We start from the raw sequence: 14427 nt of genomic DNA on the forward strand, positions 1-14427 counted from the left end.
TGCCGCCTATCCTGGCCCTCGGCTTAGCGGGCTTTGGGCGCGGGGAGGCGATGGCATGACGGTCGGCGTGGCGGCGCGGCGGCAGGCACAGGTGTTGATCTTCGATGCGGACGACACGTTGTGGGAGAACAACGTCGTCTTCGAGCGGGTGATCGACGACTTCCTGGGCTGGCTGGACCACCCCACCCTGGACCGGGCCGAGCTGCGGGCGGTCCTCGACGACATCGAGCGGGCCAACGCGGTGGCGCACGGGTACGGCAGCAAGGTCTTCCTGCGCAGCCTGGCGGAGTGCCTGGAGCGGTTGCGTGAGCGGCCGGCCACCGACTCGGAACGTGAGGAGATCGACCGGCTGGCGGTGGCCCTGGTAGAGCACCAGGTGGAGCTGATGCCCGGGGTGGCCGACGCGCTCGACGAGCTGGCCGGCCGGCACGAGCTGCTGCTGCTGACCAAGGGTGACCAGGAGGAGCAGCAGCGCAAGCTGGACGCCTGCGGCCTGCTGCACCACTTCGGGGCCGCGCACATCGTCGCCGAGAAGAACGTCGACACGTACCGGTGGCTCACCCGGGAGCACGGCTTCGCGCCGGCCGGCGCGTGGATGATCGGCAACTCCCCGAAGTCCGACATCCTGCCGGCGCGGGCGGCCGGGTTGAACGCGGTGTTCATTCCGAACGCGAACACGTGGGTGCTGGAGGAGGACGAGCTGGACCCGACCGACGACGGGGTGCTGCGGCTCGCCGCGTTCCGGGACCTGCTGCGGCACTTCTGACCGTCTCGAAGGCAAACAGCGTCGGCGATCATGGTGGCGTTACGCCGAGATGCCTGTTTTTCACAGTGGCATCAGTCCTGCCTCCGGCAGCCCGACGCGGCTTGTCCGGCCGACCGGAGCCCGCCTAGCCTGGTCCGGCGCTCACGGCCTTTCGGGGTGTGTCGGGGCGCGTCGGCGTTCGGCGGGCGAGCACCGTGGAGCTGAGTGCTGACGGAGTGGCTGGCCCACCCCGTTCTCGCGCGTGGCGTCGTGCCACGCCCGCGCGGCGGGGTGCCGAAGCTGTCCGCTCCCCTGTCGGACGGCCGAGGGTCAGGGCCGGGTAGTTGCGGACCCGGTCCTGACCCGGCCGGCGAATCGCTCAACCGGGCCGAGCGGGGCAGACCGCGCGGCCGATCGACTGTCAGGATGGCGGCATGAAGCGCAGATCTCTCCTGCTCGGTACGGCGGCAGGTCTGGCCGCCCCGGCGGTGCTCAGCCCGGCCGCGCCGGCACTCGGCGCGAGCGGGCCGCTGCGGCCGGCCTGGGGCATCGCCCCGGTGCCCGGCCCCCGGTCGTCGCTGCCGCTCCACAACCGGGCCAGTGAGCTGCGGACGCTGCCGGCGGAGACCAAGCAGGTGATCATCGTCGGCGCCACCAGCTACACCACCACCTACGCGACCCTGGAGGCGTACGTGCGGGTGCGCAACGGCTGGCAGCCGGCCGCGGCGAAGTTGCCGGCCCGGATCGGCTCGAAGGGCTTCAGCGACAACCACGTGGAGGGTGTGCCGACCACGCCGACGGGGGTCTACTCGATCGGCCCCACCATGTACGGCATCGCCGCCAACCCGGGCGTGCGGTTCCCCTACCACCGGCTGGTCAGCGGTGACTGGTGGAACGAGAATCCGTCGTCCGCGCTGTACAACACCTTCCAGCACAGTGCGACCAACCCGGGCGGGGCCAGCGAGGCACTGTGGAAGGAGGTTCCCGCGTACACACACTTCGCGGTGATCACCTACAACATGCCGCCGAACGTGTCGAAGCCGGTGCCGAACGCGGGCAGCGGGATCTTCCTGCACCAGTTCAGCACCACCGCCGGCAACGCCACCGCTGGCTGCGTCTCCCTCGCACACGACCACCTGGTCGACGTGCTCAACTGGCTGGACCCGGCGCTGTCGCCACGCATCGTGCTCAGCCCGTACGCCCAGCTCAGCCGATACTGAGAAGCGCCGCGGCTCAGTCGGCCTCGCGCCGGACGATCGCCACCGCCACCCGGCAGAACTCGTCCATGTCCGGGTTGAACCCGGCCGCGATGTCGGGGTGCAACCCGGAGCGGGTTTCCTCCAACAGTCGCTGGCAGACCTGCTCGACCGGTTCGCCCGCGTAGTCGCCGCGGACCCGGTCGGTGGCCGCCTGAAGGGCCGAGGTCAGCTGCTCCTCCAGCGGGCCGCGCAGCTTCTGCTGCACAGGATCGAGCCCGCGGGGGTCGAGCGTGACATGTGGCTCCGACATCGGTGCTCCCTTCGTCGGCGTCCGCGATACCCCACCGCGGACGTCGGTCAAACCCCGGTCGGTACGGCGGCGACCCGCACCTGGTACGAGAATTCCTCGGCCGGCTCCTCGTGGTACGACAACCGGCGGATCTGCCGGTCGTCGTCGTACAAAGCGACGTCCACAAGGACGCCGAGGTGGGCGAGCCCGATGCTCGACACCCGCTTCTTGTCCTGCAGCACCGCGCAGATGCCGCCGAGCAGGGTGCTGGCGTCGGACGTACGGTGCCCGGGCGGGCAGCGCAACACCAGGTCCACCTCGATCGGCCCGGGCAACGGCGTCCAGCCGGTGCGCTGAGCCGCGACGAGGGCGGCCTGGAGCAGGGTGCGGACCCTCGTCGCCTGCCGATGCCCGGCGGCGAAGATGGACAACGCTTCGGTCTTGACCGGTGGCAGGCCGCTCACCTCGAACGTCAGGGCGAGAGCGCGGGTGTCCTGCACGACGGCACCTCCTCGTTGGGACGATCCTGCCGAACCGGGGGAGCGGCGGTGGGTCGTTCCCGCGATTACCAACCGATCGGGCAGGTGTGGGGTCGGCCGGAGGCGTGTCGACGGCGGCGGCGAACGCGCCGGCTACGGCGCTAGGAAAACGCTAGCCGACGACGCCCGCGCTGGGTAGTCGGTCGTTCACCCGGTGGGGCGTGGTGCGAAGGCGCAGAACTCGTTGCCCTCCGGGTCGGCCAGCACCCACCACCAGTGCGCCTCGTCGAGCGGCTCCCGCAGCAGCGTCGCGCCCGCCGCGATCAGCGCCATCGGCTCCGGGTCGTCCAACTCGACGTCCCAGTGCAGCCGGTTCTTGACCGTCTTGGGCTCGGGCACCGCGGCGAACACCCAGTAGTCCCAGGGGAACCCGGACGCGCCGACCACCGACGCGTGGGCCGGCTCGTGCTCGACGGTGCCGCCGACCACCCCGGCCCACCAGGTCGCCTGCGCCGCCGGGTCGGCCGAGTCGACGACCAGCTCGAACGGGCCGGGTGGGGTGTCGTCGCGGGCCGGGAACGCGCAGAACTCGTTGCCCTCCGGGTCGTCGAGCACCCACCAGGTCGCGTCGCCGGCCGGTTCGCGGACCAGTCGGGCACCGTCCGCGAGCAGCGCCGCCGGGTCCGCACCGGCCATCCGCAGATCCAGGTGTACGCGGGTCTTGCCGACCCGAGGCTCCGGCACCTTGTTGACCCAGATCGACTCGGCGTTCGAGCGCGCCGAGCGCGGGTCCACCCGGGTGTCGTCGTCACCGGCGTCGGCCACGTCACCGTCGAGCATCCGGGCCCAGAAGGCGCCCAGTGCGAGCGGGTCAGCGGCGTCCAGACAGAGGTCCTTGAAGCGCGCGATCATCCTTCCAGCATGCCCGGTCCGAGCTGGCCGCCCGTGGAACAAGCGCCGCGTGGCGGAGTCAGTGCCGCTCGGCGCCTCGTCGATCATGGAGTTGTGGTGGGTGACAAAGTCCGCGATCATCCCAAACCAGGCACCATAACTCCATGATCGACCCGACCCGGCCGCGATCTTGCACTTACTGTCCTGACGTAAGGGGGCATTCCACGCTTTTTGGAGACCGAAACTGCAAGATCGGCGCGGGCCGCCGGTCGGGACCTGTCTCCTCTGGAGAAGCCCCCGTCTGAGGGTTTCTCCGAGTTCGCGTTCAGTGCTGCTTGGCGTACTGGATGAAGGACTTCCAGGCCGTCGGGTCGACGTGCAGGGCGCCGCCGTCGCGGTCCTTGGTGTCGCGCACCAGCACCACGCTCGGCAGGTTGTCGGCGACCTCGACGCAGGCGCCGCCGTTGCCGCCGGACCGGGTCGACTTTCGCCACTGTGGGGTCAGCGTGCCCATGACTTCGCCACTTCCTTGATCAGCTCGGTTGACTGCCGGCGGCTTCGGGACCCGTCAGGCTAGATCTTGGACAGTTTCCGTTCTGCCCGAACGGAAACTGTCCAAGATCTCCAGTTTCGGGATTGATCGCCTTTGGTCACTACTCTTCATCGAAGGGTCGATCGTGGGCGAGGTTCGAGGTCTGGCCGGTCAGGGCATATCGCTTCCGGAGAAGACCCAGGGTAGGCATCTTCTCCGAGTTTGTGTTCAGTGCTGCTTGGTGTAGCTGACTCGTGGTTCATCCCGGGAAGTGGATCAGCGGCACCTCCTCGGACCAGCCGGGGCCCTCGCCGGTGAGCACCGCGGTCCCAGCTCATGATCGACTCCGCTTAAGGAAGGGCTGGTGCTTCCTGGCGCGGTGATGGCGCGACGTCCAGGAAACCGTGTCGATCACGGGCGCTGTTGGGGCGGCCGGTTCAGGAAGCCGGGTCGATTCTGCGCGCGGCGTCGGTGCAGGGCACGGGCGGCCGGTCGCTGCGCGCGCCCCCGTTGTGACAGCCAGGTTTCGTGGCTTCGCGGGTGGGGCAGAGTAGCCGCTACAGAGCATCCGGGCCGGAGTTTCCGCAGCTTGCCGGCTCGGAATCGTCTCGCCGTGCGCCGGGGCACGGATGCCCTCCCCGGTCTTTCGCCGAGGAGAGGGGGAGGGCGATGACGGACCCCGAGACGGCTCGACACCGACGCCGGCCGGTTGTTCGGCTGGGGGCGGCGGCTGCCGCGCTGGCACTCGTCGCGCCGCTGGCCGCATGCGGCTCGGACGACGCTGGCGGCCCACCGACGATCAACCTGTACTACCCGCCTGAGCAGAACCTGCAGAAGGTCGTCGACGACTGCAACGCGCAGGCCCAGGGGCGGTACGAGATCGCCTACCGGGTGCTGCCCCGGCAGGCCGACGACCAGCGGGTGCAGATGGTGCGCCGGTTGGCCGCCGAGGACAGCGGGATGGACGTGCTCGGCCTGGACGTCACCTGGACCCAGGAGTTCGCCAGCGCCGACTGGATCCGTGAGTGGACCGGCCAGGACAAGGCCGAGGTCGAGCAGGGCACCCTCGCCGGGCCGTTGGACACCGCCCGCTACGAGGACAAGCTGTATGCGGCGCCGAAGAACACAAACGTCCAGTTGCTCTGGTACCGCAAGGACCTGGTGCCGCAGCCGCCGACCACCTGGGACCAGATGATCAGCGCGGCCCAGCAGCTCAAGGACCAGGGCAAGCCGTACCAGGTGCTCACCATGGGTGCCCAGTACGAGGGTCTGGTCGTCCTCTACAACACCCTGGCCGAGAGCGCCGGCGGGAAGATCCTCAACGACGAGGGTACGAAGTCCGTGATGGACGAGGGCACGGTCCGGGCGTTGGAGCAGCTGAAGAAGTTCGCCACGTCGGGCGTGACCTCGCCGTCGTTCAGCAACGCCACCGAGGACCCGGTTCGGCTGGAGTTCCAGTCCGGTTCCGGCGCGTTCCAGGTGAACTGGCCGTTCGTCTACCCGGCCCTTCAGGAGGCGAACCCGGAGCTGGCCAAGCAGGTCGGCTGGGCTCGGATCCCCGGCATCGACGGGGGCACCCCCAGCAAGGTCACCATCGGCGGGGTCAACCTGGCGGTCAGCTCCTACTCGAAGCACCCGGAGCAGTCCTTCGAGGCGGCCCGGTGCATCCGCAGCGCCGAGCACCAGAAGTTCTCCGCCATCAACGACGGCGTGCCGCCGACCATCGAGGCGGTCTTCGACGACCCGGAGATGACCGAGGCGTACCCGATGAAGGACACCATCCTGGAGGAGTTGAAGGACCCGGCGACGCGTCCTCTGACCCCCGCCTACCAGAGCATCTCCACCGTGATGTCGGCGATCCTGTCGCCGCCGTCCGGGATCCGCCCGCAGCAGACCGCCGACGAACTGCGCGGCGCCATCGCCGACGCCCTCCAGTCCAAGGGGGTCCTGCCGTGAGCATCAACGCCACACCAACCGGCGCCGATGTCGCCGCCGAGGAGACCCGCCGGCCCGCCGCCGTACCGAAGCAACGCGGCGGCCGTCGCAAGCCCCCGTTGAGTGAGAACAAGAAGGCCGAACGCAAGCTCGGTCTGCTGCTCTGCGCGCCGGCCGCGCTGGTCATGATCGCGGTGACCGCGTACCCGATCATCTACTCGGTCTGGCTGTCGTTGCAGCGCTTCGACCTGCGCTTCCCCGACCAGCGTGAGTTCATCGGGTTGGAGAACTACGTCACCGTGCTCACCAACGAGTTCTGGTGGACCGCGTTCGGGGTGACCATGCTGATCACGGTGGTCACCGTGGCCGTCGAGCTGGTGCTCGGCATGGGCCTGGCGATCATCATGCACCGCACCCTGGTCGGCCGCGGCCTGGTCCGGACCTCGGCGCTGATCCCGTACGGGATCGTCACCGTGGTCGCGGCGTTCTCCTGGCGGTATGCCTGGACGCCCGGCACCGGCTACCTGGCCGACCTGTTCAGCGACGGCGCGCCGCTCACCGAACGGGCCAGCTCCCTGGCGATCATCATGCTGGCGGAGATCTGGAAGACCACCCCGTTCATGGCGCTGCTGCTGATGGCCGGGTTGGCGCTGGTGCCGGAGGACCTGCTCAAGGCGGCGTCCACCGACGGCGCGACCGCCTGGCAGAAGTTCACGAAGGTGATGCTGCCGGTGATGAAGCCGGCGATCCTGGTCGCGTTGCTGTTCCGCACCCTGGACGCGTTCCGGGTCTTCGACAACATCTTCGTGTTGACCGCTGGCGGCAACGAGACGTCGTCGGTGTCGATGCTCGCCTACAACAACCTGATCCGGGGTCTCAACCTCGGCATCGGTTCGACGATGTCGGTGCTGATCTTCATCACCGTGGCGATCATCGCCTTCGTCTTCGTGAAGCTGTTCGGCACCGCTGCTCCGGGCAGCGACGACGGAGAGAGGCGCTGACATGGCTGTCGAAACCACTACCAGGGCAAAGCTGCGCTGGGGTCTGCTCGACGTCCTCGTGGTCGTCTTCGCGCTGGTCCCGGTGCTGTGGATCGCGTCGCTGTCGTTCAAGACGCCGGCCACCCTCACCGACGGGAACTTCATCCCCCGGGAGTGGACGCTGGACAACTACCGGACCATCTTCGACACCGACCAGTTCGTCCGGGCGCTGGTCAACTCGATCGGCGTCGCGCTGATCGCCACGCTGATCGCGGTGGTGCTGGGAGCGATGGCCGCGTACGCGATCAGTCGGCTGGACTTTCCCGGTAAGAAGCTGCTGGTCGGCGTCTCCCTGCTGATCGCGATGTTCCCGCAGGTGTCACTGGTGTCGCCGCTGTTCGAGATCGAGCGTCAGCTCAAGATCTTCGACACCTGGCTCGGGCTGATCCTGCCGTACATCACCTTCGCGCTGCCGCTGGCGATCTACACGCTGTCGGCGTTCTTCAAGCAGATCCCGTGGGACCTGGAGAAGGCCGCGAAGATGGACGGCGCCACCCAGGGGCAGGCGTTCCGACGGGTGATCGCGCCACTGGCCGCGCCCGGGCTGTTCACCACGGCGATCCTGGTCTTCATCTTCTGCTGGAACGACTTCCTGTTCGCCATCTCGCTGACCTCGACCGAGCGCTCCCGCACGGTGCCGGCCGCGTTGTCGTTCTTCACCGGCGCGTCGCAGTTCGAGGACCCCACCGGGGCGATCTGCGCCGCCGCCGTGGTGATCACCGTGCCGATCATTCTGTTCGTCCTCTTCTTCCAGCGTCGCATCGTGTCCGGTCTGACCTCCGGCGCAGTCAAGGGATAGGTGAGTAGTCATGGCTGACATCGTGCTGGACAAGGTGAGCAAGAGCTTCCCGGACGGGACCGTCGCCGTGCAGGACGTCGACCTGGAGATCGCCGACGGCGAGTTCGTGATCCTGGTCGGGCCCTCGGGCTGCGGGAAGTCCACCACCCTCAACATGATCGCCGGGCTGGAGGACATCAGCTCCGGTGAGCTGCGCATCGCCGGGCAGCGGGTCAACGACAAGGCTCCCCGGGACCGGGACATCGCCATGGTGTTCCAGTCGTACGCGCTGTACCCGAACATGACCGTGCGGGAGAACATGGCGTTCCCGTTGCGGCTGGCGAAGCTCGACAAGGAGACCATCGACCGCAAGGTCGACGAGGCGGCGAAGGTGCTGGAGCTGACCTCGCTGCTGGATCGCAAGCCGGCGAACCTCTCCGGTGGCCAGCGTCAGCGGGTGGCGATGGGCCGGGCGATCGTCCGCCAGCCGAAGGCGTTCCTGATGGACGAGCCGTTGTCCAACCTCGACGCCAAGCTGCGGGTGCAGATGCGCACGGTGGTGTCCCGCCTGCAGAAGCAGCTCGGCACCACCACCGTCTACGTCACCCACGACCAGACCGAGGCGATGACCCTCGGCGACCGCGTGGTGATCATGCGCGGGGGCGCGGTGCAGCAGGTCGGGCCGCCACAAGAGCTGTACGACCACCCGCGCAACCTCTTCGTGGCCGGTTTCATCGGCTCGCCGTCGATGAACTTCCTGCACGCGGCCGTGCAGGACGGCGAGCTGCACACCGCCCTGGGCACGGTGCCGCTCGGTGACCGGGTCCGCCGGGAGTTGGAGTCGGCCGACGCGCCCCGCGAGTTGATTCTCGGCATCCGGCCCGAGCACTTCGAGGACGCCGAACTGGTCGACGACGACACCCGTCGGCGGGGCATGGAGTTCGAGGCGCCGGTGGACATCGTCGAGTCGATGGGCTCGGACAAGTACGTCTACTTCACCGTCGAGGGCGAGAAGGCAAGCGCCGCCGAGTTGGAGGAGCTGGCCGCCGACGCGGGCGCCACCGACTTCGCCGGCGCCGGCGGCAACCTGGTGACCCGGCTGTCCGCCGAGTCCCCGGTCGCCGAGGGGCAGACGCGCCGAGTCTGGTTCAACCTGGAGAAGATCCACCTGTTCGACCCGGCCAACGGCCGAAACCTGACCCTGCACGAGGGTCGGGCCGCCGGCGCGCTCGCCGACTGACGGCCAGCTCGCGCCGATCTTGCAGTTTCGGTTGTCGACACAGGTGGAATGCCCCTTGTGTCGGGACAGGAAGTGCAAGATCGGCGCGGCGGCAGCGCGGGCGCCCCGCCGCCCTGCGGCGGTTGGCCGGGCGTGGCAAGGTGGTCGCAGGTCGCGTCGTGAAGCGGGGGACGGGCATGAACCGACGATTGGCCGCGCTGGCCAACGCGCACGGTGTTTCCACCTGGTACGAGGATTGGCGGCACCGCCGCGTCGAGGTCGCACCGGAGACCGTGGTGGGGGTGCTGGGGCTGCTCGGGGTGGACGCCACCAGCCCGACGGCGATCGCCGACGCACTCGCCGCCGCCCGTGCGGTCGACCGGAGCGCCCTGCCGGAGACGGTCGTGCTCACCCATGGCCGCACCCGGGCGCTGCCCGGCCCCGGGGTGGTGACCCTGGAGGACGGTGGCCGCCGCGCGGTCGACGGTGAGCTGCCCGCGGACCTGCCGCTGGGTTGGCACCGGCTGGCCTGCGCCGACCGGGAGGTGACGCTGGTGGTGGTGCCACGCCGGCTACCGGTGCCGCCCCGGACGTGGGGGTGGATGCTCCAGCTCTACGCGCTCACGTCGGAGCGTTCCTGGGGGATGGGCGACCTCGGTGACCTCGCCGACTTCACCGGGTGGGCCGGTGCCACCGGGGCGGGGCTGGTGCTGCTCAACCCGCTGCACGCGGTCGGGCCGGCGCACCCGGTGGCCACCTCACCGTACTCACCGGCCAGTCGGCGCTTCGTCAACCCGCTCTACCTGCGGGTCAGCGACACCGCCGCGTACCGTGCGGCGGACCCGGCGACGCGTGCGGTGGTCGACGCGTTGCGTCCCGACCGGGGTTCCCTGATCGACTACGACGAGGTGTGGGCCGCCAAACGGCGCGCCCTGGAGTTGCTGCACCCGTACGCCCAGCCGGTGGACCTCGCCGCGGACCCGGCGCTGACCAGCTTCGCCACCTGGTGCGCGCTCGCCGAGCGGCACGGCAACGACTGGCGGGCCTGGCCCGCGGAGCTGCACCACCCCGACTCCCCGGCGGTCGCCGAGCAGCGCCGGCAGCTCGCCGACCGGGTCGGCTTCCACGCCTGGCTGCAACACCTCTGCGACGAGCAGCTCGACGCCGTCACGGCGGCGGCCCGCTCGGCGGGAATGCCGGTCGGTGTCGTGCACGACCTGGCCGTCGGCATCGACCCGGGCGGCGCGGACGGGTGGCAGCTCGCCGACGTGCTGGCCCAGGGCGTGCGGGTCGGCGCACCGCCGGACGACTTCAACCAGCTCGGCCAGGACTGGGGGCTCGCCGCGTGGCGCCCGGACCGGCTCGCCGCCACCGGCTACGCCGCGTACCGGGACATGCTGCGCCGCACGCTGCGGCACGCGGGTGGTCTGCGGGTCGACCACGTCGCCGGCCTGTGGCGACTGTGGTGGGTGCCGCCGGGCGGCGGCGCGGCCGAGGGCACCTACGTGCGCTACGACGCCGAGGCGATGCTCGGGATCCTCGCGTTGGAGGCGCACCGGGCCGGCGCGGTGGTGGTCGGTGAGGATCTCGGCACGGTCCAACCGGCGGTGACCCGAGGTTTGCGGGGGCGCAACATGCTGGGCTCGACCGTGCTGTGGTTCGCGCGTGACGACGCCGGTGACTTCGTGTCGCCGGCCCGGTGGCCCCGCAACGCCCTCGCCACCATCTCCACCCACGACCTGCCCACCGCGCCGGGCTTCCTGACCGGTGAGCACGTGCGGGTGCGCGACGAGTTGAAACTGCTCGGCACCGACGTGGCGGTGGAGCGGGCCCGTGCCGCCGCCGATCGGGACCGGCTGCTCACGATGTTGCGCGCCGAGCACCTGCTGCCCGAGCCGGCTGCGGGGTCCGGGTCGGCTGAGCCGGCGAAGACGCCCGACGACGGCGAGGTGGTGGTGGCGATGCACGCCGCGCTCGCGGCCAGCCCGACCCGGCTGCTCGGCGTCTCCCTCTACGACGTGCTGGGCGAGGTGCGCCAACCCAACATGCCGGGCACGGTGGACGAGTATCCGAACTGGCGGCTGCCGCTGCCGGCCAGCGTGGCGCAGATCCAGGGGGACCCCCGGGTGACCCGGATCGTCGACCTGCTCAGCGCCGCCCGCCCCCGACCGGCCGACCCGACGCCGGCCGCCGAGGAGTGACCCGGCCCGGTCAGGTCGGCCAGTCGAAGCGTGCCGGCAGCCCGAGGAAGTCCGCGTAGCGCCCGAGCGCCTGCTCCACCCGGGCCCGGGCGGCGACGTCGAGAGTCGTGAGCGGCTGGACCGTCAGGGTGACCGCGGTGCGGCCGATCTTGCGCTTCCACACGCCCACCACCCGACCGGCGCGGACCACGGTGGCCTGGAAGATGCCGTTGTTGCCCGGCACCACGGCCGCCTGGTGGGCCGGGTCGAGCATCAACGTGCGGTCCCGGAAGCCGAGCAGGTACTCGTCGAAGCCGGGCAGCGCCAGCACGTCGTCCGGCGCGGTGCGCGGCGCGTCGGCCAGGGCCGCGTCGACGTACATCGGTGTGCCGTCGACCCGCACCGTGCTCAGCGCGTCTGCGGCGGCGGCCAGGCCGCGTCGGGCGTCGGTGAGGGTGAGGCCGCTCCACACGGCGAACTCACGGTCGGTGACCGGGCCGTGCCCGCGTACGTAGCGGTGGGCGAGCAGGGCCAGCGCCTCGTCCCGTTCCAGCCGGTGGGTCTTGGGCGCCCACTCGTCGAGCAGGGCGAAGGTCTGGTCGGTGCCGATGTTCGGCGCCACGCAGGTCACGCCACGGACGCTCGCATACCACAGCAGGTGGTAGCCACGTTGCCCGTCGGTGCCCAGGCCGGCCGCCCGCAGGGTGGCCAGGCACTGCGCGCGGGTGAGCCGACCGCCGCCGGCCAGCGCGGCGCCGAGGACGTCCGCCGCCCGGTCCGCGTCGGCCTCGGTGAGCCCGAGCTGTGCCCGCCGGGTCGCCAGGCCGGCCAGCGATCGTACGCCGGTCAGCTCCAGCATCCAGCGGGCGTCGGCGGACGGGACGAGGTGCACGGTGCCCCGCATCGGCCAGGTGCGCAGCGCCTCGCGCCGCTCCAACGCCGCCTGCACGTCGGTGACGCTCCGGCCGGGTAGCCGGGCCCCCAGCGACCACAACCCGCTGGCCAGGTCCTGTGCCTGCATCGCGCCGAACCACTCGACCACCTCGGCGACGCTGTCGGGTCGGGTGCCCGGGTGCGGGCGCAGCAGCAGGCTGGTCATCCGCAGCGCCAACGCGTCGGCCGCGCTGAGGTCGACAGGCATCGGGCGCTCCTTTTCGTGGCCGGGCGGCCAGCCTAGGGCCGACCACCGACACTTCCGCAGATGGGAGGCGTAACGGCGGTCGTCGGGGGAATGCGCCCCGCCGGAAGTACGCGCGCCGCGCGTACGGAAGGGAATCTCATGACTGCCGCAAGCGAGCCGGCCCGGGGTGCCGGCGTACCGGCCGGGTCCCGCAGCCATCGGGGGGACACCCGCGCGAAGACGAGCGCCGCCGCGACCTTCGCCCTGGTGTTCGGAGTTGCCGGCCTGTTCAGCGTGTTGACGGCGATCCTCGCCTGGTTGGGGCTGGTGCTCGGCATCATCGGGATCATCCTCGGCATCGTCGGCCTCAAGATGGCCCGCCGACCCGGGGTCACCGGTCGTGGCGTGTCGATCGGCGGCCTGGTGCTCAGCATCCTGGCCGTGCTGATCGGCCTCGGTCTGGCCGCCGGAATCACCACGTTCGTCAACAACGAGAACGCGGTGAACCGCCTGCAGACCCAGGTCGACAAGCTGCGCGACAAGCTCGACTGACCCGCGCGTACCGGTCTGGGCCGGCCCGCCACCCGTCCTGGCCGGCCCCAGTAGGGTGGGCGGCGTGCTCCGCCAGGTCACCGCGATCCGCTACGTCACCCCGCTGCGCGAGGGTGGGTCGCTGCCGGGCGTGGTGGAGGCCGACGACCTGGGCACCTACGTGGCGAAGTTCCGGGGTGCCGGGCAGGGGCCCAAGGCGCTCGTCGCCGAGGTGATCTGCGGTGAGCTGGCCCGCCGGCTGGGGTTGCTGGTGCCGCCGCTGGTGGTCCTCGACGTCGACCCGGTCATCGGGCGGGCCGAGCCCGACCAGGAGGTGCAGGAGCTGCTGCGCAGCAGCGGTGGCGCCAACCTCGGGATGGACTTCCTGCCCGGGGCGCTGGGCTTCGACCCGGTGGCGCACCCCGTCGACCCGGCGTTGGCGTCCCGGGTGCTCTGGTTCGACGCGTACGTGGAGAACGTCGACCGGAGTTGGCGCAATCCGAACCTGCTCGTCTGGCACAGGGAGCTGTGGCTGATCGACCACGGTGCCTCGCTGTACTTCCACCACAACTGGCCGCGCGCCGAGGCCTCCGTGCACCGGGCCTACCGCGCGGAGGATCACGTGCTGGCCCCGTACGCGTCGCGGCTGGCCGAGGCCGACGCCGAGTTGGCCCCCCAGGTCACCCCGGAGCTGCTCACCGAGGTGTTGGCCCAGGTGCCGGGGGAGTGGCTGACCGCCGCCGACTTCGAGACGGCCGACGCGGCGCGCGAGGCGTACCTGGACCACCTGTCCCGCCGCGTCGCCCGCACGGCCGACTGGCTGCCAACGGGGAGCGGGGCATGAGGCAACCCTTCGAGTACGCGCTGATCCGGCTCGTGCCCCGCATCGAGCGCGGTGAGCAGATCAACGTCGGGGTGTTGCTCTACTGCCAGCAGCGCGACTTCCTGGCCGCGCGGACGCACTTGGACGCCGACCGGGTTCGCGCGCTGGCGCCGGACGTCGACCTGCCGGCGGTGGCCGCGGTGCTCGACTCCTGGGACCGGACCTGCTCCGGTGACGGGCCGGCTACCCGGATGCGGCTCGGTGAGCGGTTCCACTGGTTGGCCGCTCCACGGAGCACGATGATCCAGACCGGGCCGGTGCACACCGGCCTCACCGTCGACCCGGCGGCCGAGCTGGACCGGCTGATGGCGACCCTGGTCCGCTGAGCCGGGGCCGGGGCCGGGGCCGGGGCCGGGGCCGGGGCCGGGGCCGGGGCCGGGGCGCGGGAGCGGTGATCGTCCCCTGATCGCGCTACGCCAGCGCCGTCGCCGGCGGAGCGCGATCCCCCGTTCAGGTGCCCGGTGCGGGGCGGCGGCTCGATCCCGCCGGCACCGATGGCATCAGGATCGTCGTCCGCGTGCGGCGTCGGGCCGAAACGACCGGGAAGTTGCGGAAAACTTGAGTTGGCGCACGGCGTGCGGGGCGCCTCGGGCTGTCGTTAGAGCA

General features: G+C 70.8%; 15 protein-coding genes. 10 read left to right on the forward strand and 5 right to left on the reverse strand.

The features are described from left to right. Nucleotides 1–55: 55 nt before the first annotated feature. Together ACFYL6_RS15450 and ACFYL6_RS15455 are read left to right on the forward strand one after the other, a co-directional pair. A complete protein-coding gene (locus ACFYL6_RS15450; RefSeq protein ID WP_387171561.1) occupies nt 56–766 on the forward strand; it encodes an HAD family hydrolase in 711 nt (236 codons plus the stop codon). Between the two features lie 413 nt (nt 767–1179). Then, nucleotides 1180–1965, forward strand: coding sequence for a L,D-transpeptidase family protein (locus ACFYL6_RS15455; RefSeq protein WP_387171562.1), 786 nt, complete (start codon nt 1180–1182; stop codon nt 1963–1965). A 13-nt stretch (nt 1966–1978) separates the two neighbouring features. On the opposite strand, the gene ACFYL6_RS15460 is transcribed toward ACFYL6_RS15455, so the two are convergent. The 4 genes from ACFYL6_RS15460 to ACFYL6_RS15475 form a co-directional block, all read right to left on the reverse strand. Continuing rightward, on the reverse strand, nt 1979–2254 hold the full coding sequence (locus ACFYL6_RS15460) for a hypothetical protein (protein WP_238657004.1): 276 nt from the start codon (nt 2252–2254) through the stop codon (nt 1979–1981). A 47-nt stretch (nt 2255–2301) separates the two neighbouring features. After that, a complete protein-coding gene (locus ACFYL6_RS15465) occupies nt 2302–2733 on the reverse strand; it encodes a hypothetical protein (protein ID WP_387171564.1) in 432 nt (143 codons plus the stop codon). A 186-nt stretch (nt 2734–2919) separates the two neighbouring features. Beyond that, a complete protein-coding gene (locus ACFYL6_RS15470) occupies nt 2920–3624 on the reverse strand; it encodes a VOC family protein (RefSeq protein WP_387171566.1) in 705 nt (234 codons plus the stop codon). A gap of 304 nt (nt 3625–3928) precedes the next feature. Beyond that, the gene (locus ACFYL6_RS15475; RefSeq protein WP_387171568.1) at nt 3929–4117 is read right to left on the reverse strand and encodes a DUF397 domain-containing protein; all 189 of its coding nucleotides are present in this window, start codon (nt 4115–4117) and stop codon (nt 3929–3931) included. A gap of 687 nt (nt 4118–4804) precedes the next feature. Between ACFYL6_RS15475 and ACFYL6_RS15480 the strand changes: the two genes are divergently transcribed. The 5 genes from ACFYL6_RS15480 (at nt 4805) to malQ (ending at nt 11308) form a co-directional block, all read left to right on the forward strand. After that, complete coding sequence (locus tag ACFYL6_RS15480) at nt 4805–6091, forward strand: ABC transporter substrate-binding protein (RefSeq protein ID WP_387171570.1); 1287 nt, start codon at nt 4805–4807, stop codon at nt 6089–6091. Further along, nucleotides 6088–7071, forward strand: coding sequence for a sugar ABC transporter permease (locus ACFYL6_RS15485; protein WP_308193598.1), 984 nt, complete (start codon nt 6088–6090; stop codon nt 7069–7071). The genes ACFYL6_RS15480 and ACFYL6_RS15485 overlap by 4 nt, the downstream gene beginning before the upstream one ends. 1 nt (nt 7072) lies before the next feature. After that, the gene (locus ACFYL6_RS15490) at nt 7073–7909 is read left to right on the forward strand and encodes a carbohydrate ABC transporter permease (protein WP_350853661.1); all 837 of its coding nucleotides are present in this window, start codon (nt 7073–7075) and stop codon (nt 7907–7909) included. Nucleotides 7910–7919: 10 nt separating this feature from the next. Continuing rightward, entirely contained in the window at nt 7920–9128 is a 1209-nt protein-coding gene (locus ACFYL6_RS15495; RefSeq protein WP_387171572.1) for an ABC transporter ATP-binding protein, read from the forward strand. A gap of 176 nt (nt 9129–9304) precedes the next feature. Next, nucleotides 9305–11308: a 4-alpha-glucanotransferase gene (gene malQ, locus ACFYL6_RS15500; RefSeq protein WP_387171574.1), complete on the forward strand. Its 2004-nt coding sequence runs from the start codon at nt 9305–9307 to the stop codon at nt 11306–11308. Nucleotides 11309–11318: 10 nt separating this feature from the next. Here malQ and ACFYL6_RS15505 read toward each other — a convergent pair whose 3' ends face one another. Next, nucleotides 11319–12428: a winged helix DNA-binding domain-containing protein gene (locus tag ACFYL6_RS15505; protein WP_387171576.1), complete on the reverse strand. Its 1110-nt coding sequence runs from the start codon at nt 12426–12428 to the stop codon at nt 11319–11321. A gap of 138 nt (nt 12429–12566) precedes the next feature. On the opposite strand from ACFYL6_RS15505, the gene ACFYL6_RS15510 reads away from it, so the two are divergent. From ACFYL6_RS15510 to ACFYL6_RS15520, 3 genes are all read left to right on the forward strand, one after another. Continuing rightward, on the forward strand, nt 12567–12959 hold the full coding sequence (locus tag ACFYL6_RS15510) for a hypothetical protein (RefSeq protein WP_387171577.1): 393 nt from the start codon (nt 12567–12569) through the stop codon (nt 12957–12959). A 64-nt stretch (nt 12960–13023) separates the two neighbouring features. Beyond that, the gene (locus tag ACFYL6_RS15515; RefSeq protein WP_387171578.1) at nt 13024–13782 is read left to right on the forward strand and encodes a HipA family kinase; all 759 of its coding nucleotides are present in this window, start codon (nt 13024–13026) and stop codon (nt 13780–13782) included. Continuing rightward, the gene (locus ACFYL6_RS15520) at nt 13779–14147 is read left to right on the forward strand and encodes a DUF3037 domain-containing protein (protein WP_091404117.1); all 369 of its coding nucleotides are present in this window, start codon (nt 13779–13781) and stop codon (nt 14145–14147) included. The genes ACFYL6_RS15515 and ACFYL6_RS15520 overlap by 4 nt, the downstream gene beginning before the upstream one ends. Nucleotides 14148–14427 lie beyond the last annotated feature (280 nt).

The organism is Micromonospora sp. NPDC007208, from assembly GCF_042869175.1.
GTDB classification, from domain to species: domain Bacteria; phylum Actinomycetota; class Actinomycetes; order Mycobacteriales; family Micromonosporaceae; genus Micromonospora; species Micromonospora foliorum.